At 55.9% G+C, this 20,708-nt stretch carries 18 protein-coding genes; 6 read left to right on the plus strand and 12 right to left on the minus strand.

Annotated features, from left to right (window positions below):
- Positions 1-90: 90 nt before the first annotated feature.
- The gene (locus PYW49_RS01470) at positions 91-1,263 is read right to left on the minus strand and encodes a MalY/PatB family protein (protein ID WP_320385418.1); all 1,173 of its coding nucleotides are present in this window, start codon (positions 1,261-1,263) and stop codon (positions 91-93) included.
- A gap of 48 nt (positions 1,264-1,311) precedes the next feature.
- A complete protein-coding gene (malX, locus tag PYW49_RS01475; protein ID WP_320385419.1) occupies positions 1,312-2,904 on the minus strand; it encodes a maltose/glucose-specific PTS transporter subunit IIBC in 1,593 nt (530 codons plus the stop codon).
- A gap of 177 nt (positions 2,905-3,081) precedes the next feature.
- On the opposite strand from malX, the gene PYW49_RS01480 reads away from it, so the two are divergent.
- A complete protein-coding gene (locus tag PYW49_RS01480) occupies positions 3,082-4,110 on the plus strand; it encodes a Mal regulon transcriptional regulator MalI (RefSeq protein ID WP_320385420.1) in 1,029 nt (342 codons plus the stop codon).
- 2 nt (positions 4,111-4,112) lie between these two features.
- On the opposite strand, the gene PYW49_RS01485 is transcribed toward PYW49_RS01480, so the two are convergent.
- A complete protein-coding gene (locus PYW49_RS01485; RefSeq protein ID WP_320385421.1) occupies positions 4,113-5,009 on the minus strand; it encodes a LysR family transcriptional regulator in 897 nt (298 codons plus the stop codon).
- A 107-nt stretch (positions 5,010-5,116) separates the two neighbouring features.
- Here PYW49_RS01485 and PYW49_RS01490 point away from each other — a divergent pair, with 107 nt between their 5' ends.
- Both PYW49_RS01490 and PYW49_RS01495 read left to right on the plus strand, forming a co-directional pair.
- Positions 5,117-6,097 carry an MBL fold metallo-hydrolase gene (locus tag PYW49_RS01490; RefSeq protein ID WP_320385422.1) on the plus strand — a complete coding sequence of 327 codons (981 nt, stop codon included), beginning with the start codon at positions 5,117-5,119 and terminating at the stop codon, positions 6,095-6,097.
- 15 nt (positions 6,098-6,112) lie between these two features.
- The gene (locus PYW49_RS01495; protein ID WP_320385423.1) at positions 6,113-6,967 is read left to right on the plus strand and encodes an alpha/beta fold hydrolase; all 855 of its coding nucleotides are present in this window, start codon (positions 6,113-6,115) and stop codon (positions 6,965-6,967) included.
- A 39-nt stretch (positions 6,968-7,006) separates the two neighbouring features.
- Here PYW49_RS01495 and PYW49_RS01500 read toward each other — a convergent pair whose 3' ends face one another.
- Both PYW49_RS01500 and manA read right to left on the minus strand, forming a co-directional pair.
- Positions 7,007-8,539, minus strand: coding sequence for a YdgA family protein (locus tag PYW49_RS01500; RefSeq protein ID WP_320385424.1), 1,533 nt, complete (start codon positions 8,537-8,539; stop codon positions 7,007-7,009).
- A gap of 99 nt (positions 8,540-8,638) precedes the next feature.
- On the minus strand, positions 8,639-9,814 hold the full coding sequence (gene manA, locus PYW49_RS01505; RefSeq protein ID WP_320385425.1) for a mannose-6-phosphate isomerase: 1,176 nt from the start codon (positions 9,812-9,814) through the stop codon (positions 8,639-8,641).
- A gap of 199 nt (positions 9,815-10,013) precedes the next feature.
- On the opposite strand from manA, the gene fumA reads away from it, so the two are divergent.
- A complete protein-coding gene (gene fumA, locus PYW49_RS01510) occupies positions 10,014-11,660 on the plus strand; it encodes a class I fumarate hydratase FumA (RefSeq protein ID WP_320385426.1) in 1,647 nt (548 codons plus the stop codon).
- 183 nt (positions 11,661-11,843) lie between these two features.
- Positions 11,844-13,238 (plus strand): class II fumarate hydratase, encoded by a 1,395-nt coding sequence (fumC, locus tag PYW49_RS01515; RefSeq protein WP_320385427.1) that lies wholly within the window; start codon positions 11,844-11,846, stop codon positions 13,236-13,238.
- Here the strand turns inward: fumC and tus are convergent, their stop codons facing one another.
- The 4 genes from tus to rstA form a co-directional block, all read right to left on the minus strand.
- Positions 13,239-14,168, minus strand: a complete 930-nt coding sequence (gene tus, locus PYW49_RS01520; protein ID WP_320385428.1) for a DNA replication terminus site-binding protein — start codon at positions 14,166-14,168, stop codon at positions 13,239-13,241. It lies immediately after the preceding gene.
- A 73-nt stretch (positions 14,169-14,241) separates the two neighbouring features.
- Positions 14,242-15,540, minus strand: a complete 1,299-nt coding sequence (gene rstB / locus PYW49_RS01525; RefSeq protein WP_320385429.1) for a two-component system sensor histidine kinase RstB — start codon at positions 15,538-15,540, stop codon at positions 14,242-14,244.
- Between the two features lie 75 nt (positions 15,541-15,615).
- Positions 15,616-15,876, minus strand: coding sequence for a hypothetical protein (locus PYW49_RS01530; protein WP_320385430.1), 261 nt, complete (start codon positions 15,874-15,876; stop codon positions 15,616-15,618).
- A gap of 246 nt (positions 15,877-16,122) precedes the next feature.
- Entirely contained in the window at positions 16,123-16,839 is a 717-nt protein-coding gene (rstA, locus tag PYW49_RS01535; RefSeq protein WP_100170752.1) for a two-component system response regulator RstA, read from the minus strand.
- A gap of 128 nt (positions 16,840-16,967) precedes the next feature.
- Here rstA and PYW49_RS01540 point away from each other — a divergent pair, with 128 nt between their 5' ends.
- Positions 16,968-17,303, plus strand: a complete 336-nt coding sequence (locus tag PYW49_RS01540) for a GlpM family protein (protein WP_320385431.1) — start codon at positions 16,968-16,970, stop codon at positions 17,301-17,303.
- On the opposite strand, the gene folM is transcribed toward PYW49_RS01540, so the two are convergent.
- The 3 genes from folM to ydgH all read right to left on the minus strand — a co-directional run bounded on the left by folM (position 17,300) and on the right by ydgH (position 20,573).
- The gene (gene folM / locus PYW49_RS01545; RefSeq protein ID WP_134350049.1) at positions 17,300-18,022 is read right to left on the minus strand and encodes a dihydromonapterin reductase; all 723 of its coding nucleotides are present in this window, start codon (positions 18,020-18,022) and stop codon (positions 17,300-17,302) included. The genes PYW49_RS01540 and folM overlap by 4 nt on opposite strands.
- A 39-nt stretch (positions 18,023-18,061) precedes the next feature.
- Positions 18,062-19,444 (minus strand): amino acid permease, encoded by a 1,383-nt coding sequence (locus PYW49_RS01550; protein WP_134350050.1) that lies wholly within the window; start codon positions 19,442-19,444, stop codon positions 18,062-18,064.
- 184 nt (positions 19,445-19,628) lie between these two features.
- The gene (gene ydgH / locus PYW49_RS01555) at positions 19,629-20,573 is read right to left on the minus strand and encodes a DUF1471 family protein YdgH (protein ID WP_134350051.1); all 945 of its coding nucleotides are present in this window, start codon (positions 20,571-20,573) and stop codon (positions 19,629-19,631) included.
- Positions 20,574-20,708: the final 135 nt, after the last annotated feature.

The raw sequence follows: 20,708 nt of genomic DNA on the forward strand, positions 1-20,708 counted from the left end.
ACTCTTTTCTGGTTAAAGTGCGCCATATTATAAAAACAAAACGGGGTAAAAAGCTATTTGCGCAAGGGAATATTCCGTTGCGCAAATTGATTACTGGAGTGCGTTAATCCCGGCAATCAGGCGCTGAACCCCTTGTTCCAGCTTGCTGCGCGGGCAGCCAGCGTTAAGCCGCACAAAACCCATTCCCTCTTTACCGTAGGTATATCCCGGCATGATGGCGACCTTTTGCTGCTCGATCAGTACTTTTTGCAGCTCATGGTCGTCAATATTCAGCGGACGCAGGTCAATCCAGGCCAGATAGGTCGCTTCCGGCGGCTGCCAGTTCAGATTCGAAAAAGCGCTGTTTAATTCGCGCGCGATATACAACAAATTCTCTTCGAGATAACGGCGTAAGGCATCCAGCCATGGCGCTCCCTGCTGATAGGCCGCAATATGGGCCGTCAGCGCCAGCACTGCGGGGGAAGATAGCCCGTCGCGGCCTTTTAGCGCGCTGAGGTAGCCATTACGGCTCTCTTCATCGCCAATCAGGCCATAAGCGCCCGTGAGCGCCGGAATATTAAAGCTTTTCGATCCGGAAGTCAGAAGCGCCCATTTGCCGCGCGCGACGTCGTTCCACGGCGTGTGACGATGCTCTCCCCACACCATGTCCATATGGATTTCATCGCTGATGACCGCCACGTCATAACGTGCGCACAGTTCAGCCATGTGCGTCAGTTCATCCCGCGTCCAGACCTTGCCGGTTGGGTTTTGCGGGCTGCACAGTAACAAAATTTTGTTTTCGGGTTTTGCCAGGGCGGCTTCAAGGGCAGCCATATTCCCTTGCCAGCCTGCCGGCTGTTTTTGCATCTCAACGGGCACCACATGACGCGCATTGCCCTCAATGGCCTTGTAAAAGGCATCATATGCCGGGGTGTGAACCACCACGCCGTCGCCAGGGGTTGACCAGAGCCGTATCAGCTCGGAAACCATATAGATGACCGAAGGTCCATACACAACGCTTTCAGTATCAATCCGGCTGTTAAAGCGCTGCTGGAACCAGTGCGCGATGGCGGCCAGGAACTCGTCATTTTTCCAGCGGCTGTAGCCGAACACCCCGTGATTAATGCGTTCATGCAGCGCGTCGGTAATACAGGGGGCGGTAGCGAAATCCATATCGGAGATGGTGAAGGGCAGCAAATCGGCTGCACCAAAGCGGTCGGCGACGTAGTCCCACTGCGTACACCAGGTGCCGTGACGGTCCACGACGGTTGAGAAATCAAACATGCTTTATTCCTTAACGTAAAACCCCCTCATGGTGAGGGGGCTGGGGCATCAGGCTTCTACTGTTCGCATCAGGGTGGTCAGCTCATCCTTCACTGACTGCACCTGCGGGCCGATAACTACCTGCAAATTGTGCTGATTAAGCTGTACCACGCCAATAGCCCGGTTGGCTTTCAGGGCGTTGGTGTCGACTTTTGACATATCCGCCACCGACAGACGCAGGCGGGTAATGCAGTTATCCAGAGAGGTGATGTTATCCGCACCGCCCAGCGCCGCCAGAATGGCCGGAGTGTTATAGCCGGATTTACCTACGGTCCCTGCAACGGCCTGTTCTACGCTGGTGGCGGTATCCGCATCACGACCCGGCGTTTTCAGGTTAAAGCGGGTGATTGCGAAGCGGAATATGCCGTAGTACACCGCGAACCAGATAGCCGCCACGACCGGCACCAGGTACCACTTGGTGGACAGGCCGTGCAGGATGCCGAACACCACGAAGTCGATCACGTTGCCGTCGGTGTTGCCGATGGTGACGCCCAGCACCGCCATCACGGTAAAGCCCAGACCGGTTAATACCGCGTGGATCAGATACAGCACCGGCGCAACGAACAGGAACAGGAATTCGATTGGCTCAGTGGTACCGCCCACGACGCAGGCGATCACGCCGGAGATCAGCAGACCTTTAATTTTATGACGATTTTCCGGGCGTGCACAGTGGTACATCGCCAGCGCGGCGCCGGGCAGGCCGCCGAGGAAGGCCGGCATTTTACCCTGCGACAGGAAGCGGGTCGCGCTTTCGGAGAAGCCGTGGGTGGTCGGGCAGCTCAGCTGCGCCTGGAAGATGGTCAGCGCGCCGCTCACATCGTGACCGCATACCTCCATGGTACCGCCCGCTTCGGTGAAGCGAATCAGGGCCACCAGGATATGCTGCAGGCCAAACGGCAGCAGCAGGCGCTCGCCGGTACCGAAGATCATCGGACCAAAATCTCCCGCGCCGTTAATGATGCGGCCAATGCCGTTGATGCCCATCGCGAAGACCGGCCAGATCAGCGGAATGATCAAACCAAACAGGCCCATGACCACGAGGGTGACAATCGGTACAAAGCGGGTGCCGCCGAAGAAGGCCAGGGCATCCGGCAGACGGATATTGTGGAAGCGCTCGTGCAGCATCCAGATAATCACCCCGGCGATCACCGCCCCGAGGATCCCGGTGTCAATAGACTGGATGCCAATCACGCTCTGAATATTGTTGGCTTTGAGCACCGCAGCGTCGGTGGTAGGCAGTATGCCTTTTGCGGTGAGCCAGAAGTTAACCGCGAGGTTCATTACCGCGTAACCCACAAACCCGGCAAACGCCGCGACGCCTTTGTTCTCGCGCGCCAGGCCCAGCGGGATAGCGATACAGAACATGACGGGCAGGAAACTGAAGGCGAAGGAGCCGACTTTACTCATCCAGATAAAGATCGCCTGCAGCGCGGGCGCGCCGAGGAACGGGATCAGCGTGATGACGTCTTTACTGCTTAGCGAGCTGCCGATCCCGAGCATGATCCCGCAGAACGAGAGGAGTGCCACGGGCAGCATAAAGGTTTTACCCAGTTGCTGGAAAAATTCCCACAGCGATATTTTTTGTGCTGCTTTCGCCGTCATAAAACGACTCCTTTATTGTTAAAATCAGTTTGTCTGCCTCAATGCTGCGAGAAGATAAAACGTTTTATCAAAGTTTAGTGCGCGCTAAATCACATTCTCAGGCTTTGACTGGTAGTATAAAGATAACGTATTGATAAAACGTTTTACCGATCTCATTTCAGGGAGTCACGCCGACACATGGCTGTAGCGAAAAAAATCACCATTAACGATGTCGCGCTGGCGGCGGGCGTTTCCGTCAGCACCGTTTCTCTGGTGCTAAGCGGAAAAGGGCGTATCTCGCCCGCAACCGGTCAGCGGGTTAACGAGGCGGTTGAACAGCTGGGCTTTGTGCGTAATCGCCAGGCGTCGGCGCTGCGCGGCGGGCAAAGCGGGGTGATTGGCCTGATTGTCCGCGACCTGACGTCGCCGTTCTATGCGGAGCTGACCGCAGGGTTAACCGAAGCGCTTGAAGCGCAGGGGCGAATGGTCTTCTTGCTGCATGGCGGACGTGAGGCCGATCAGCTCCTTTCCCGGCTCGATATGCTGCTAAACCAGGGAGTGGACGGTGTGATTGTCGCCGGGGCGTCGGGCGTGGGCAGCGAGCTGTGTGAGCGTGCCGCCGAAAAAGGCGTACCGCTGGTGTTTGCTTCTCGCGCCAGCTACCTGGACGAAGCCGATACGCTGCGCCCGGATAACATGCAGGCCGCGCAAATGTTGACCGAGCATCTTATTCGTCGCGGGCATCAGCGCATCGCCTGGCTGGGCGGGAAAAGCTCGTCCCTGACGCGCGCCGAGCGGGTAGGCGGCTACTGCGCGACGCTGATTAAATACGGCCTGCCGTTCCACAGCGAATGGGTCGTGGAGTGTGAATCCAGCCAGAAGAAAGCAGCGGAAGCGATAGGCGCGCTACTGCGAAGCAGTCCGACGATTAGCGCCGTGATTTGCTACAACGACGTGATTGCTATGGGGGCCTGGTTTGGACTGATCCGCGCCGGACGCCAGAGCGGCGAGGGTGGGGTAGAAACGTTCTTCGGCCATCAGGTGGCGCTGGGGGCGTTCGCCGACGTCGGCGAAAACGCGCTCGACGATCTCCCGATCGTCTGGGCCACGACCCCTGCGCGGGAGATGGGCTACACGCTGGCGGACAGGATCATGCAGCGCATCGACAATACGGATGTTCAGGCCGGGCACCAGATTGTGGCGGCGCGGCTAGTGACGGCGAAATAACCTCAGGTCTGTTGCGTAAGCGGGTTGAGCAGCAGCTCGGCCTCAAGGGCTTCCACAAACTTTCGTACTTTTGCCGGGATCAGGCGGGAGGTCGGGTAAACCGCCCACACGGCCAGCGATTCCGGCTGGGCATCTTCCAGGACGATGCGCACGAGTTTCCCCTCTCTGAACGCCGGTTCTACGTACCAGCGAGATAAATTAGCGATGCCCATCCCGCCGAGGCAGGCTTCGAAAATGGCCTCGACAGAGTTCGCGGAGAATCGGCCCGACACCTTCTGCTTGTAGCGTAGTTCGCCCTGTTCGAAAGACCAGTGGACCGTGTCTGACGTGGTCAGACAGCTGTGTGCCGCCAGTTCGTTAAACGATTTTGGATAACCGTTTGCTGCAAGATACTCCGCGCTGGCGCAGAGATCGCGAGGGTTATGGCAAAGGCGATGGGCAACCAGCCGGTTATCGCGCAGCGGCGCAATGCGTAACGCCACGTCTATGCCTTTGCCGACAATATCAACCTGTTCGTCGGTGGCGAGTAAATCGACCTGCAGGGCGGGATGCTGCTGCATGAACCGGGTCAGCATAGGAGCCACGATCTTCCGGCCAAACCCCGCTGAGGCGGTAATGCGCAGGCGTCCGGAAAGGTGGGTCCCGTCGGGAAACAGGTCGGCAAGCGCGTTGCTTTTATCTTCCAGGAGCGCCAGCGCGTGAGGGAGAAAAATATCCCCGTCGCTGGTGGGCGAGAGCGAACGCGTGGTGCGGTGTACCAGCCGAACCCCCAGCTCCGCTTCGAGATGCGTCAGGGCACACGACGCGGCCATAGCGCTCATGGAGAGCCGTCGTGCGGCGCCGGCGAGGCTACCCGCCCTGACGGCTTCAACAAAAACTTCAATATCTTCCAGTCTCATTATATCGTTTTTCGTTATGCTGCCTTATCAAATTACATATCTACATTATTTATCGTTACGCTGCCATAGTCTCTTCACATCCTGATAAACATGAATTTGGAGTGAAGATGAAAAAGTTGAAAACGGTTCTGGCGTTCAGCGGCCTGATGTTTGCGAGCGCGACGTGGGCAGATGCACCCGCGCAGGTGAAGCAGCAGGTCCCCGGCTATTATCGCCTTGCCGTAGGGGAGTACGAGGTGACGGCGCTGTTCGACGGCTATAACGATCTTTCGCCCACGCTGTTACAAGGCCTTTCACCCGACGCGGTTCGTAAACTGCTGGCACAACAAAAAATCGATGCCGAGCGCATGCCTACCGCCTTCAACGCCTTTCTGGTGAATACCGGTAAACACCTGGTCATGATTGACAGCGGGGGTGGCCACTGCATGGCGGAAACCGCCGGCCAGCTTATCGGCAATATGAACGCATCAGGTTATCGGCCTGAGCAGGTCGATACGATTTTCCTGACCCACCTTCATCTTGACCATGTGTGTGGCCTGAGCGATGCGGACGGTAAGGCGTTGTTCCCCAATGCGACCGTTTATGTGCCGCAGGGGGAGGCCGATTACTGGCTCGACCCGGCTAAGGAAGCGAGCGCGCCTGCGAATGCGAAAGCCTATTTCGCTATCGCCAGGAATGCATTGGCTGTGTATAAAGCCACCGGACATCTTAAAACCTTTATTCCGCCCGCTTCGCCTATTCCTGAAGTCCAGACGGCCTATGCCATTGGCCATACGCCCGGCAGCACCGTTTATCGGTTTGCTTCACAGGGAACGGCCATTAACTTCGTTGGGGACCTGATTCATGCTCCTGCCGTCCAGTTCCCGCATCCTGAAGTGTCTATTCGTTTCGATGTCGATTCGAAAAAAGCCGTCTCATCCCGCGCGCAGGAATTTAACGCGCTGGCGAAAGACGGCGAGTGGATGGCCGCGGCGCATCTGCCTTTCCCGGGTATTGGGCATATCACCGCCTGGCAGCAGGGCTACCGCTGGACCCCGGTAAATTATGGTCCTTATCAACGTGCGGCCCATGTGCCTCTGCTGAAATAAAGTGAGGTTAACCGCATGAAAAGTTACGCCGTAACGGCAAACGGCATCCGTCAGTTTGTGGTCGAAGAGGGTGAAGGCGCGCCGGTTATTCTTCTGCACGGTTTTCCAGAAACAAACTATGCCTGGCGCCACCAGATACCGGCTTTATCCCGCCACTATCGCGTGATTGCGCCCGATCTACGCGGATATGGGGAAACGGATAAACCGGCCTCCGGTTATGATAAACGGAACATGGCGCGTGACATCCGGGAACTGATGCGAGTACTGGGTCTGGAGAAGGTGGTGCTGGTAGGGCACGATCGCGGGGCGCGGGTTGCGACCCGCTTTGCGAAAGATTATCCTGAGTTAATCGACCGCATGGTGGTGATGGACAACGTGCCAACGCGTATTGTGGCCCGCGATCTGAATGCTTCGATTGCGCGTGCATACTGGTTCTTCCTGTTTCATCTTGTGCCCGACCTGCCGGAAGCCCTGATTGCGGGTCGAGAAAACGTATGGCTGCGCCACTTTTTCTCGGACTGGACCTACGACCCGTCAACCATCAGCGGCGAGGCGTTTGACACCTATGTGCGCGCGTATCAGGCGCCGGGTGCCGTGCGGGGCGCAATGGCTGACTATCGCGCCAACGCAGAGGATGTGGTGCAGGATCTGGCAGACGCTGACGTGAAAATTAACTGCCCGGTAATGTCGCTGTGGGGCAATGATTTTCACGCGGTTGGCAAGCTCTTCGATATGCAAAGCGTCTGGGCCGAAATGGCGGATAACCTGCGGGCATACGGTATTGATGAGTGCGGTCATCTGCCGCAGGAGGAGCAGCCAGAGAAAGTGAACGCGCTGCTGCTGGATTTCCTGGCGGGATGGAAATTTTAACGGGCAATAAAAAACCCCTCATGCGAGGGGTTTTGTTGTTTACTGCTGCGGCGCTGCCGGTTCGGCTGGCGCTGCGGGTTCAGCCGGTTCCGGCATCCCCAGCGTCGGCATACCAAACATCCCGACGAAGTCTTCCAGCGGCATTTTATCGCCGTTGAGCGTTACCTGGCCGTTGGCATACTGCAGGCTGGTGGAAATCGTGTTGTTGTCCACCTTCGTGATGCGGAACATCTGACCCATGGCTGCCAGGCCTTTCACCTGCTGGTTCGCCAGCTTACCGGCGTCTTCATCGCCGTAGCCTTCCAGCTTCGCAATCTGGGTCATAAACTCGGTCGCCATATCCATTGGGATGGTCAGCTTGCTGTCGAGCGACTTCACGCTGCGATCCACTTCCTGCGCCAGCGTCTGCGGTTCGCCCGTTGCGGTTGCCGGATCTTTCAGGAACAGAGACAGGTTGAAGTTGGTTTCGCCTTTGCTGTTTTTCCAGCTCAGCGGCGCAACGGTTACCACCGGCTCACCTTTCAGCAGGATAGGCAGGTTGTTGAACAGTACCGCCATTGCCTGCTGCTGGTACACCTCAGGGTTCTGCTGCAGCGCGGCATCGGTCAGCAGCGCCTGGCTCTCTTTGCTGTATTTCTGGCTAAATTCGTGCCACGCCTGGCCGTCGATATTGCCGATCTTCAGCGAAAGTTTGCCGGTACCCAGATCCTGATTCTGTACTTTCAGGCTCTTCAGCGTGTAGTCCAGCTGCGTGTTGATGCTCTTACCGTCTTTGGAAACGTCGGATGTACCGTTGATATCCATGCCTTCCAGCACGGCCATCTCTTTGCCTTCAACCGCAATCGCAACCTTGTCGAGAGAAAGTTTCTGATCGCCGATACGCTCTTTGAAATCGGTCATTCGGCTGTTGCCGTCAGCTTTCAGGTTGTTGAAGGTGAGCTGAACTTTTTGGTTATATTCGTTCACGGCATTGACCAGGCCACTTTCAGCTTCACCCGTCAGGGAGAGCACGTTTCCGTCGCGGTCAGCGTCAAGTTTGAAGTTACCGCCGCTAAAGGCGACTTTCTCATTCTCTTTCTCGTAGTTCAGCGCTTTCAGGGCAATATCGGAACTCGTGTCACCGGCATAGCTGATGCGGGTATTAATGTCGAAAGGTGATTCATTCTTCGCCAGGTCAAACAGCGGTTTGGTCAGGTCGTTGTTCACCAGCACGGTGTGAACGGACGCCATCGACGGGATCAGGTTAAACGATTTTAACTGTGCCAGCGGGAGCGGGCCGTGGCTCACCACCTCATCCAGCACCACGCTTTGGCCCGGTTTCAGCCAGCCGTTTTCGGTACCGGCAACCGGCTTCACCACCAGCTGCATATGGCTGGTGAACACGCCGCGCTGATAATTCTGGTAGCTCAGCTCAAGGCCTGCTTCCGGCGCGCTGCGCTTAATCTCTCCGTTCGCCTGCGCCACCATCTCAGCCAGACGGCCTTCCAGCTGTTTCCCGGTAAACCAGGAGGCACCCGTCCAGACCACGCCTAACGCTACAATCACTCCAACCGCTACGACCGATTTTTTCATTGCAACTATCCCTAAAATGAAACCAGGCGGTTGAAACCGCCCGGAGATATAAAGCCTGCCACTAGCTTAGCAAGAGTTGTTAAAAAATTCAGTAAGTGCTTATAGCTTATTAAAAACGCGCGCCAGACGACCGGTGCCGCTCACGCTAACCGGCGACTCGTTCGCTGCAACAAAAGCCGACTCGCCCGGTTTGAGCACCAGACGCTCGCTACCTTTATGCAGAGTAGCTTCACCTTCAACGCAGAACAGGATCGCCGCGCTCTCCTGTGCGATGGCCGTTTCCGTCTGGCTCAGGTCGTGCAGGGAGAAAGCAAAATCATCGACCGGAATAGGGAAGTCCAGCTCTGCGCCGTTTTTGACCGGCTGAGTCAGCAGCTCTGCGGCAGGTTTCGCCACGAACTTCACGTTGGCAACCAGCTCCGGGATGTCGATGTATTTTGGCGTCAGACCCGCGCGCAGCACGTTATCGGAGTTGGCCATCACCTCCAGCGCCACGCCCTGCAGATAAGCGTGCGGGGTTTCGGCAAACAGGAACATCGCTTCGCCCGGGTTCAGCTTCACCACATTCAGCAGCAGAGGAGAGAACAGGCCGCTGTCGTCCGGGTAGAATTCGGAAATCAGGCGGATAGTGTTCCACGGTTCACCTTGCTGGCTGTCCAGAGCTGTTTTCAGCACCGCCAGCGCGTGAGATTTCTCTTCCCCCTGCATATTCAGCAGGCTGGCAAACAGCTGGCTCAGCGCGTCTGCGTTCGGGTTTTCGAGGAAGTGAGCGATAGCCTTGTTGGCACCCGCGACCGGTTGCAGTAGGGAAATGATCTCTGAAAACTCGCGGAACGCATTCATCGCAAGGAACGGGGTCAGCGCAAAAACCAGCTCCGGTTTATGGTTAGGATCTTTGTAGTTACGCTCGGCGGCGTCTAACGGGATACCCGCCGCGTTCTCTTTCGCAAAGCCGATTTCAGACGCTTTCTTGTTCGGGTGAACCTGAATGGAGAGCGGCTGGTCGGCGCACAGCACTTTAAACAGGAACGGCAGTTCGCCGAAGCGCTGAGCTACCTTGTCGCCCAGCAGCGCGGTTTTATCGGCATCAATTACGTCACGCAGGCTGCGTACCTGGCCGCTGGCATCTTCAATTTTTGAGCTGCTCTTCGGGTGAGCCCCCATCCACAGTTCTGCCATCGGCAGGTTGTTCGGGTTGGCGATACCGTAGAGATCCGTTAACGCAGTTTTACTTCCCCAGGCGTAGTTTTGCACCGAGTTAATGAGTTTTTGCATTATCAAGCCCTGATTCAATTATGGAATTAACTCCGGGTATTAAAGCAATAAACCTCATGGAAGTAACCTGTGGATGTAAAAAGTCGTACTAGTCTCAGTTTTTGTTAAAAAATTGTGTAGGATAAGCTGACTCGCTTTTAAGCCGGGCAGCGGAACATCTGCCCTGAATAATCAGACCGAAGCAGTAAGTGAGAGACCAATGTCGAATAAACCCTTCCATTATCAGGATCCTTTCCCCCTCAGTAAGGATCAGACCGAGTATTACCTGTTAACCCGCGATCACGTCTCCGTCTCTGAGTTTGAAGGACAAGAGATCCTCAAGGTTGATCCGCAGGCGCTGACGCTGCTGGCGCAGCACGCTTTCCACGACGCCTCGTTTATGCTCCGCCCTGCGCATCAGCAGCAGGTTGCCGATATCCTGAGCGACCCGCAGGCCAGCGAAAACGATAAATACGTTGCTCTGCAGTTCCTGCGTAACTCAGACATCGCGGCGAAAGGTGTTCTGCCAACCTGTCAAGACACCGGCACGGCGATCATCGTCGGCAAAAAAGGCCAGCGCGTCTGGACCGGCGGCGGTGATGAAGCAGCGCTGGCGCATGGCGTTTACAACACCTACATCGAAGACAACCTGCGCTATTCGCAAAACGCGGCGCTGGATATGTATAAAGAGGTCAACACCGGTACCAACCTGCCTGCACAGATCGATCTCTACAGCGTGGACGGTGACGAGTACAAATTCCTCTGTATCGCCAAAGGCGGCGGTTCAGCCAACAAAACGTATCTCTATCAGGAAACCAAAGCGCTCCTCACCCCGGGTAAGCTGAAGAACTACCTGGTTGAGAAAATGCGCACGCTCGGCACCGCCGCGTGCCCGCCGTACCATATCGCGTTTGTCATTGGCGGTACGTCTGCGGAAAGCACGCTGAAAACCGTGAAGCTGGCCTCAACCAAATACTACGACGGTCTGCCAACCGAAGGTAACGAGCACGGCCAGGCGTTCCGCGACGTTCAGCTTGAGCAGGAGCTGCTGGAAGAAGCGCGCAATCTGGGCCTCGGCGCGCAGTTTGGCGGCAAATACTTTGCCCATGACGTGCGCGTTATCCGTCTGCCGCGTCACGGTGCATCCTGCCCGGTCGGGATGGGCGTGTCCTGCTCTGCGGATCGCAACATCAAGGCGAAGATCAACCGCGAAGGCGTGTGGATCGAAAAACTGGAAAACAACCCAGGCAAATACATCCCGGAAGAACTGCGTAAAGCGGGCGAGGGTGAAGCGGTTCGCGTTGACCTCAACCGTCCGATGAAAGAGATCCTGGCGCAGCTTTCGCAGTATCCGGTCTCGACCCGTCTCTCCCTGAACGGCACGATTATCGTAGGCCGCGACATCGCGCACGCGAAGCTGAAAGAGCGTCTGGACAACGGCGAAGGGCTGCCGCAGTACATTAAAGATCACCCGATCTACTACGCGGGCCCGGCGAAAACGCCTGAAGGCTATGCCTCCGGCTCGTTAGGCCCGACCACGGCAGGGCGTATGGACTCGTACGTTGACCAGCTGCAGGCCAACGGCGGCAGCATGATCATGCTGGCGAAGGGCAACCGTAGCCAGCAGGTGACGGACGCCTGCCACAAGCACGGCGGTTTCTACCTGGGCAGCATCGGCGGCCCGGCTGCGGTCCTGGCGCAGGGCAGTATCAAGAGCCTGGAGTGCGTGGAATACCCGGAACTGGGTATGGAAGCGATCTGGAAAATTGAAGTGGAAGATTTCCCGGCGTTTATACTGGTGGATGACAAAGGTAACGACTTCTTCAAACAGATCCAGTCCTCTCAGTGTTCGGCATGTGTGAAGTAATTCTGTAAATTGCCGGGTGGCGGCTGCGCCTTACCCTGCCTACGAGTCTGGTAGGGCGGGTAAGCGTCAGCGCCACCCGACACCAAAAAGAGCGCACAAAGCGCCATATCGTTTCTCAGAAGTCATCAATACTTATCCCTTAAGCATGTGAGCAATCCCGACAGTGTTATCAAGGAGAAAGTAATGACAACGGTACGCCATGAGAAAGACTCTATGGGCGCAATCGAAGTTCCGGCCGACAAGCTATGGGGCGCGCAAACCCAGCGTTCGCTGGAACATTTCCGTATTTCGACCGAAAAAATGCCCGTTTCGCTGATCCAGGCGCTGGCTCTTACCAAACGTGCAGCCGCGAAAGTCAACCAGGATTTAGGCCTGCTGGCGGCAGACAAGGCCACCGCCATCATTAATGCCGCCGACGAAGTGCTGGCGGGCAAGCATCCCGACGAATTCCCCCTCGCCATCTGGCAGACCGGTTCCGGCACCCAAAGCAATATGAATATGAACGAAGTGCTGGCAAACCGGGCCAGCGAGCTGCTGGGTGGCGTACGCGGCATGGAGCGCAAGGTCCATCCAAACGATGACGTGAACAAAAGCCAGAGCTCTAACGACGTATTCCCCACGGCGATGCACGTGGCGGCGGTGATCGCTATTCGCGAACAGCTTATCCCCCAGCTAAACGTCCTAAAATCCACGCTCAACGATAAGGCGAAGGCTTTCCGCGACATCGTTAAAATTGGCCGTACGCACCTTCAGGACGCCACGCCGCTGACGCTCGGTCAGGAGATTTCCGGCTGGGTGGCGATGCTGGAACATAACCTGAAACATATTGATTACAGCCTGCCGCATCTGGCGGAGCTGGCGCTCGGCGGTACGGCGGTCGGTACCGGGTTAAATACCCATCCTGAATACGCGGTGCGCGTGGCTGAGGAGCTTGCAGCCATTACCGGGCAGCCGTTTGTCACCGCACCCAATAAGTTCGAGGCCCTGGCGACCTGCGATGCGCTGGTTCACACCCACGGTGCCCTGAAGGGGCTGGCGGCCTCGCTGATGAAAATTGCCAACGACGTGCGCTGGCTGGCTTCCGGCCCTCGCTGTGGCATTGGTGAAATCAGCATTCCGGAAAACGAGCCGGGCAGCTCTATCATGCCGGGTAAAGTGAACCCGACCCAGTGCGAAGCCATGACCATGCTCTGCTGTCAGGTGATGGGCAACGACGTGGCCGTCAATATGGGCGGGGCATCCGGCAACTTCGAGCTGAACGTCTATCGCCCGATGGTGATCCACAACGTTCTGCAATCCATTCGTCTGCTGGCGGACGGGATGGAGAGCTTTAACGAGCACTGTGCGGTGGGCATTGAGCCAAACCGCGAGCGCATCAGCCAGCTGTTGAATGAGTCATTAATGCTGGTGACCGCACTCAATACCCATATCGGCTACGACAAAGCCGCCGAGATCGCCAAGAAAGCGCATAAAGAGGGGCTGACGCTTAAAGCCTCCGCCCTGGCGCTGGGCTATCTGACGGAGGCGGAGTTCGACGCCTGGGTACGCCCGGAAGCGATGGTCGGCAGTCTGAAATAATCATCCCGCCACGTACAGGTGCAACCGTGGAATAATCAGCTGTAGCGGTTGCGCCTGAGGTCTGTAACGGTGCTGGACATTTTCAGCATCGTAATTCAACAGTTCTCCAATATCCGGCACGACGGCCCCTTGTTCGGCATCATAAAGCGCAATCAGCGGCGTCGGGCAGGCATACTGCACCTGTTTTTGCTGACCGGAATACCAGACGCGGGCGATAGGCTGCACCTTCACCGGTCGCTTGATCTTGAGGCGCGTGTCCGCCGGTAGCGAGGCGATGCTGTGGTACTCCTGCTCCAGGCGTTCGATCCACTGTTCACGCGACCACGGCGCGACGGTGCGCGGCGTCTTCAGGCTTTTTTCCAGCAGCGCCAGAATCTCGTCCCGGGTAAAGTTTTTAATAATGTGTTTATTCGCCCAGCCGAAGCGCAGCGTGGCGGGGTGGTGCAGAACCGTCAGCGTGCGGTAGGCATTCAGGGTAATCAGCCCCGGAAGCTGACGGTGTACCCACTCAAACCGGGCGGCAGGGGCCAGGCCCGACTCTTCGGTGACGATCTTTTCAAACGTCGCTTTCAGGGTATTGATATGGGCAATCTGGGTTTCAAGCGCCTCGCGCGCTGCGGCATCGGTTTGCAGGCAGATCACGCCAGGCAGACGTACGGCCGCCTTGCTGCTGCGCTGTTCTGACTGCTGCTGGATAAAGAGATGGCGATAGTGTTTCATCGCCAGCTCACATGCGGCGCTGCCGATGTGCTGTTTCACCTCGATGGTATCCAGCGGATCGTGCTCGGCTCCTTTGGCCACGTCGGGCAGGGTAAAGACGCGCGCGGCCAGCAGACGGCAGGTCTGCAAACGTTCTGTCAGAGTGAGTAACTCGTGTTCTATTTCGCGAAAGGTGCTGTTCAGCCTTTCGATGAGATCGTAGGTTGCCATAAACACACTCATTAGTTACAACATACTTATCATATAGCACAGCACGCCGGGTCAGGCCAGCGTGCGGTTTAGGTCAGGCAGGAACGGGAAGGGCGATGTTATGGTATACCGGCCAGCTAAAGCAGAAGCGTGCACCGCCGAGCTCGCTCTCTTCGCAATGCACCGTGCCGCCCATTGCCTGCGCGATAGAGTAGACAATCGCCAGCCCCAGGCCACACCCTCCGGTGGCGCGGTCGCGGCTCGGGTCGAGGCGTACAAACGGTTCAAACACGGTTTCGCGCGCTTCCGGGGCAATCCCCGGTCCGTCATCTTCAACCGTCAGGCTGGCCTGATTGCCCTGCAAATCCAGGCCAATCTGTAGCGTACTTTCGCTGTAGCGCATGGCGTTGTTGATCAGATTATCCAGCACGCGCTCCATCAGGCGCATATCGAGCGCGCCGTAATCACCCGGCGTGACGCGGGTCAACAGCGTGCGCTGCGGGTTCACGCTCTGGACATCATCAATGTGGGTTTGCAGCCAGTCAGGCAGGTCCGGCGTGCTGAGGTTCAGTTCGTTCTGCGGGCGGTCAAGGCGCGCGTAGGTCAGCAGCTCCTCTATCAGCCCTTCAAGCTGACCAATATCGCGATTGAGTGCCTGAGACTCCGCTTCCGTCAGATTCTCGCTCATCTCCAGACGATAGCGCAGGCGGACCAGCGGCGTGCGCAGCTCGTGTGCAATCCCGTCGATCAATTGCTTCTTGCTGGCGATAAGGGCATTGATATTATCGGCCATCTGGTTAAAGGCCACGCCCAGACGTTCAAAGCTGGAACCGCTGTCGAAGTGAATACGTTCGGTAAAATGCCCCTCGCCAAAACGCTGCGCGGCGGATTCGAGTTTCAGCATGTCCTGCCAGTGTGGGCGCATCCAGATAAAGACCGGAAATGCGAGCGAAATGGCGATAAAGGCCATCAGCGCCATGTCCAGCAGACGCATCTGGTGCAAATAATAGAGATAGGGTACCGGCCCGACGGCCAGCACATAATGGCTACGCGGAATTCGCTGGATAAAAGTGTATTTCTCATCCAGCGCGACGATGTCCCCGTCACGCAGACGCTGCATGGCGGGCGGGTCCAGTTCGAAATCTTTCAATGGCTCGATGCGTAAATCGAACGACAGATTCAGATCCAGCTCTTTCAGGGTCTTAGCCCAGTCGTGTGGCGGGATCTCTCTTAACTCGCTGCGCATCAGATACAGCGAGCTTTTCATCAGGTCATCCAGCGACTGCCTGCCCGCACGCTCGGCGGTAAACTTATAAACCAGCCCGACCAGCATGGTCATCACCAGGAAGCAGACAAACAGCAAAAGATAAAACTGCACAAACAGCTTTTTCATTGGATCTCACCGAAAAAACAATACATGCAGAATATACATGAAAACCCTTCGATATTTTTATGTCTGTGAAGCGTGTTACATGGCATTCGCGCTGTTTTTTACCTTGGCGATGAGCTTTTCGGTCACGGCCAGGCCTTCCGCAATGTGCATATCAATCACGTCAGTCCCGAATTCGTGAATTAAATCCAGAAGAATTTCATAAGACTGGATGAGTTCAAGGAGATCAAAGAGCGCTTTTTGATCGGGGCGCGAGGGAGAAGGATGGTTAAGTGCGGCCTGATTAACAATCCATTCAAGATTGGTTTTGATGGCTTCTACCTGATTGTAGTTATACATATTTCATGGGCTTAAATCCTCATTTCAAGATTTATGGGAGAGATATCGTGAACGTTTCACGGTGAAACTGCGTGGTAGCCGGGGCGGTGCCAGCTGAAGAAAGGGCAGTAGAGTATTTAATTATGGAATAGTTCGCGGGCTTAGCAAGTGAATGGTTGCGCAAACGGGCAAATTAACGCGCGAAAGAAAAAGCACCAACGTGTAATGCCTTCTTTTCGCGCAGGTTATCCTGACCGGATAACGCGATCAGGTTTCCCAGGCGTGCGGGGCGAACAGATAACCCTTGTTACGCACGGTTTTGATGCGGTAGGGCTCGGTGGCATTATCCTGCAGTTTTTTCCGCAGCCGCGAAATCGCAACGTCAACGCTGCGGTCCATCCCGTCATAGCTTACGCCACGCAGGTTTTTCAGCAGCGCGTCACGGTCCATGATTTGCCCGGCATGCGTTGCCAGCTCCCACAGCAGGTCAAAGTCTGCGGTGGAGAGGGCGATAAGCTCGCCGGAAAGCAGAACCTGACGGTTGATCGGATCAATGGACAGCGTACCAAAACGCATCGCTTTGTGCGGCGTCAGAGACGGCGCGGGCGCTTCGCGTTCGATGCTGGCGTGCTGGCGTAAGTGAAGGCGCAGGCGGGCAAGCAGAACGGCAGGCGGTGTGGTTTTAAGAATGTAGTCATTAGCACCCATCTCCAGCGACAGAATATGGTTCATATCGCTGTCCAGGGAGGTGAGGAGTACGATTGGACCGTCCCAGCGGGCGCGCAGGTCGCGGCAGAGCGTCATGCCGTCTTTTCCTGGCAGCATGATATCCAGCAGTACCAGATCCGGGTTTTCACGGACGACCACCTCTTCGGCACGATCGCCGCGAGGTTCAACAATGACGTCCATATCATGTTTACCCAGATAGGCGGCGATCAATTGCCCGACTTCGGGTTCGTCTTCAACATAAACAATCTTATTCATACAACGTCTGTTTTCGTGAAAAAAGCCAACATACACCGCGAAACCTTAACCTTCCATTAATCTTTCAAAATTAACGCCGGTTCCGTTATTCTGAGTCATATTGTTACTTGATTGTAATAGGAAAAAGTATGGGGTTGGTGATTAAAGCCGCGCTGGGGGCGCTGGTGGTGTTATTGATTGGCGTTCTGGCAAAAACGAAAAACTACTATATTGCCGGGCTGATCCCACTCTTCCCAACCTTTGCGCTCATTGCCCACTATATAGTGGGCAATGAGCGGGGTACGGAAGCGCTACGCACGACCATCGTGTTTGGCATGTGGTCTATCATCCCTTATTTTCTCTATCTGCTTTCGCTGTGGTATTTCACCGGTTTTCTGCGACTTCCCCTGGCGCTGAGCGGGGCAGTGGTCTGCTGGGGACTCAGCGCCTGGGTGTTAATTTTCTTCTGGAGCCGCTTTCACTAGCGCAGCGGTCGGCCGCCGTCCACGGCAAACGTTCTGCCGGTGACATAGCAGCTGGTGAGCAGGTAATCCACCAGGTCGATCACCTCTTTCTCGCCTGGGGCAATTTTCATGAGCGACTTATTCAGCGCCTGCTGGCGATACTCTGCATCATCATTTTCATTAAACAAAATCATCGCCGGGGCGATCGCGTTCACCTTCACCTCGGGCGCGAGCTTACGGGCAAACGAGCGCGTCATGTTATCCAGAGCGGCTTTACTGGCCGCATAGGCGATGTGCTTGTCGCTTCCGCGCTCCACCACATAATCGGTAAAGTGAATAATGTCGCCCGCAGCATGTCCATGGCCGCGCAGCAGATCCTGCAGGGCATGGTTGAGCAGATAAGGGGTATTGACGTGGATCTGCAACATGGCGGAGAGCGTTTCGCTGAGTGAGGTACCGGGCTTTTCGGCCCGCCATGCGCTGGCGTTATGGATCACGGCGCGCAGCCCCGTGGTGGTGGATTTCACCTTTTCCGCAAAGGCCAGAATGCCGTCATCGGTCGAAAAATCAGCCTGAATGCAAACCGCCCCGGCTTTACGTAACCCTTCAATTGATGGGTATTCCGTACGGTAGCTGACAATGACCGGATGGCGAAGGTTGAGAAAGTGATGGGCGAGGGCGAGGCCGATACGTCGGCCTCCACCGGTGATCAGTATTGGGCGAAGCTGTGCATTTCCCATCGTATTCTCCTTTGCAGTTCAACAATGGGAAAGGCGATGCTATCCCATTAACATCCAGGTTGCCGGTACGGCAGCAACCAGTAACATTCCAATTAATGCCATTTCACGGCGCTTCAGCGCATTCTCCAGCTGATGCGTGCGGCGGGCGTAGATAAACACCAGCAGACCCGGCGCGTACAACACCACCGACAGCAGCAGATGCATAGGCCCGGAAGCATACAACAACCACAGGCCGTAAATACAGGCTCCGACACCCACGACATAATGCGCCGGGCGTGTGGCAATTTTTAACAAATATGCCCCCACTAAGAAATAGGGTACCAGAATCATTTCCGAGGCGATGGTCAGCAGGGTGTTATAGTCTGAACCTGTGAGCCAGATCAGCACCAGACAAACCTGAACGCTGATGTTGGTCAGCCAGAGTGACGCAGACGGTGCACTGTTTTTGTTTTGACGAGCAAACAGGCGTGGAAACGCTTTGTGCGTTGAGGCCAGGAACGGTACTTCAGCCGCCATGATGGTCCAGCTCAGGTAAGCCCCGCAGACGGAGACGATCAGCCCCGCAGCGATCACCACATCGCCCCAGGGACCGAGCATTTTCACCATCAGCCCTGCCATTGACGGGTTACGCATTTCAGCCAGTTCAGGACGCGCCACCACGCCCAGCGACAGCAGCGTCACCAGCAGATACACCCCCAGCGCGGCCAGCACGGCCAGCAGCGTGGCGCGACCGACATCACGTTTATTCCGGGCCCGGGCTGAAACCACGACAGCCCCTTCAACGCCGATAAACACCCACAGGGTTATCAGCATCGTGTTTTTCACCTGCTCCCAGACAGGGACGCCCAGCGCAATACCGCTGAAATCGAGCGTAAACACGTCGAGACGGAACGCAATAAAGGCCAGAACGATAAACAGGCCGAGCGGAACCAGCTTCGCGAGCGTCGCCACCAGGTTGATGCTGGCGGCCGTTTGTACGCCACGCAGCACCAGCCAGTGGACGAACCACAGTAATACCGAGGCGCCCACAATAGACTGCCAGGTATTGCCGTCGCCAAAGAAGCGCAGCTCAGGCGTATCGGTAAAGAAACTGAGCGCGGAGAAGACGATGACCAGATAGGAGACGTTGGCGATAACCGCACACAGCCAGTATCCCCATGCGGAACAGAAGCCAATCAGCTCGCCGAAACCTTCACGTGCATAGGTAAATATGCCGCCGTCCAGATCCGGGCGAATGCGGGTGAGCAGCAGCATGGCAAAGGCCAGCAGCAGTATCCCAACCCCCGTAATGCCCCAGCCAATGAGAAGCGCGGCAGGGCTTGCAACGGCCGCCATGTTCTGCGGCAAACTGAATACGCCTGCACCCAGCATTGAGCTTAAAACGAGTGCAGTCAGAGCACTCAGGCCAAGTTTCTTTTCCATTGGCTTCCTGTTATGAAAGGTCAAAATCCAGAATAATTATTTCGCACAGGCGCATAAAAATGGTGGATCACACTAAGGCGCGGGATTTTACGGAGTGTAACGAAAGCATGCAATGACGTGGGGCAGAAATTCAAAAAAAGTAACAAAAAAGGCGGCATTGCGCCGCCTTTCATAAACGATTTTGTTACTTGTACAGATCGGCGCTGATGGTGACGTTGTTACCACGTTCCTGCCACTGGCGGGTGATGTGGTAATACTTCGCCCCTTTCTTCGCCGCACGCTTCGCGACCTGATAAGAGACTTCCGTCATGTTGCCGTAGTTGCCGGTAAACTTGATGCTGTCGAACGGCACCATCTGCGCAGCAGTGGCTTTGTTCAGCTCTTCAATTTTGGTGCCGTCTGGCAGAGTGACGGAATAACGGCCACCTTTCGTGGATTGCGTTTCAAAGAAACGGCCCACTTCAGCGCTTGGTGCTGCAGAGGTTGCTACGCCAGGAATTTCAACTTTCTTCGCTTCTTCGCCACCTTTCGCTATCGCTGCGCGACCGGCTTCTGAATCAGCTGGAATGGCATCCGGGCTCTGCAGAACACGTTTTTTCGCATCTTTTTTATAGATGAACGCGGTAATACGCTGGTTGCCACCCTGGTTAGCATCGACCTGACGCACGATATAGAAAGAGTATGCATCTTTCTCTTTCGCGGCTTTGGTGATGGCATCGTTCACTTCAGGCTGGCTGCGATAGAAGCCCTGAACGGTGACTGTGTCGTAAGGTTCCAGCTCAATCGCCTGATCTTTTGGCAGCTCAACGACACCGTTGATCACGCGATTTTTCGGTGCGTCAGCTTTTGGCGCATTGTCTTTGAACAGCGCAATGGTCACGCGCTGGTTACCGCTGTTGCCATAATCAGACTGGTCAACAACATAAAACGAGGCCGCTCCGTTTTTATCAGCGGCTTTTGATGCAGCGGCGACGGCATCGCCAATAGAATTATAACGACCCACAATGACCGTATGGTCAAAAGGTTTTAACGCTGCCGCTTGCTCCGGCGTTAACTCTGTCGCGGCATTCGCAGACAGGGCGGTCGCGGAAAGAAGTGCGGACGCCAGGAGTGTGTTCTTAAGCTTCATAAAAATAATCCTTCGCCTTGCGCAAACCATGTACTGGTATTGTTGTTAATTTGAGACGGTCCCGATTATTGCATTTAAAACCCGTCGCTGTCTGCGCCATTTTTCACAGCCTGTGCTCACTGAATCACCGAATTC

This window comes from Enterobacter chinensis, from assembly GCF_034008295.1.
Taxonomy (GTDB): Bacteria; Pseudomonadota; Gammaproteobacteria; order Enterobacterales; family Enterobacteriaceae; genus Enterobacter; species Enterobacter chinensis.

Excerpts from the sequence above, each read along its gene's own strand:
- PYW49_RS01470 (WP_320385418.1), bottom strand. The coding sequence starts at position 1,263 with ATGTTTGATTTCTCAACCGTCGTGGACCGTCACGGCACCTGGTGTACG.
- malX (WP_320385419.1), bottom strand. The coding sequence starts at position 2,904 with ATGACGGCGAAAGCAGCACAAAAAATATCGCTGTGGGAATTTTTCCAG.
- PYW49_RS01480 (WP_320385420.1), top strand. The coding sequence starts at position 3,082 with ATGGCTGTAGCGAAAAAAATCACCATTAACGATGTCGCGCTGGCGGCG.
- PYW49_RS01485 (WP_320385421.1), bottom strand. The coding sequence starts at position 5,009 with ATGAGACTGGAAGATATTGAAGTTTTTGTTGAAGCCGTCAGGGCGGGT.
- PYW49_RS01490 (WP_320385422.1), top strand. The coding sequence starts at position 5,117 with ATGAAAAAGTTGAAAACGGTTCTGGCGTTCAGCGGCCTGATGTTTGCG.
- PYW49_RS01495 (WP_320385423.1), top strand. The coding sequence starts at position 6,113 with ATGAAAAGTTACGCCGTAACGGCAAACGGCATCCGTCAGTTTGTGGTC.
- PYW49_RS01500 (WP_320385424.1), bottom strand. The coding sequence starts at position 8,539 with ATGAAAAAATCGGTCGTAGCGGTTGGAGTGATTGTAGCGTTAGGCGTG.
- manA (WP_320385425.1), bottom strand. The coding sequence starts at position 9,814 with ATGCAAAAACTCATTAACTCGGTGCAAAACTACGCCTGGGGAAGTAAA.
- fumA (WP_320385426.1), top strand. The coding sequence starts at position 10,014 with ATGTCGAATAAACCCTTCCATTATCAGGATCCTTTCCCCCTCAGTAAG.
- fumC (WP_320385427.1), top strand. The coding sequence starts at position 11,844 with ATGACAACGGTACGCCATGAGAAAGACTCTATGGGCGCAATCGAAGTT.
- tus (WP_320385428.1), bottom strand. The coding sequence starts at position 14,168 with ATGGCAACCTACGATCTCATCGAAAGGCTGAACAGCACCTTTCGCGAA.
- rstB (WP_320385429.1), bottom strand. The coding sequence starts at position 15,540 with ATGAAAAAGCTGTTTGTGCAGTTTTATCTTTTGCTGTTTGTCTGCTTC.
- PYW49_RS01530 (WP_320385430.1), bottom strand. The coding sequence starts at position 15,876 with ATGTATAACTACAATCAGGTAGAAGCCATCAAAACCAATCTTGAATGG.
- rstA (WP_100170752.1), bottom strand. The coding sequence starts at position 16,839 with ATGAATAAGATTGTTTATGTTGAAGACGAACCCGAAGTCGGGCAATTG.
- PYW49_RS01540 (WP_320385431.1), top strand. The coding sequence starts at position 16,968 with ATGGGGTTGGTGATTAAAGCCGCGCTGGGGGCGCTGGTGGTGTTATTG.
- folM (WP_134350049.1), bottom strand. The coding sequence starts at position 18,022 with ATGGGAAATGCACAGCTTCGCCCAATACTGATCACCGGTGGAGGCCGA.
- PYW49_RS01550 (WP_134350050.1), bottom strand. The coding sequence starts at position 19,444 with ATGGAAAAGAAACTTGGCCTGAGTGCTCTGACTGCACTCGTTTTAAGC.
- ydgH (WP_134350051.1), bottom strand. The coding sequence starts at position 20,573 with ATGAAGCTTAAGAACACACTCCTGGCGTCCGCACTTCTTTCCGCGACC.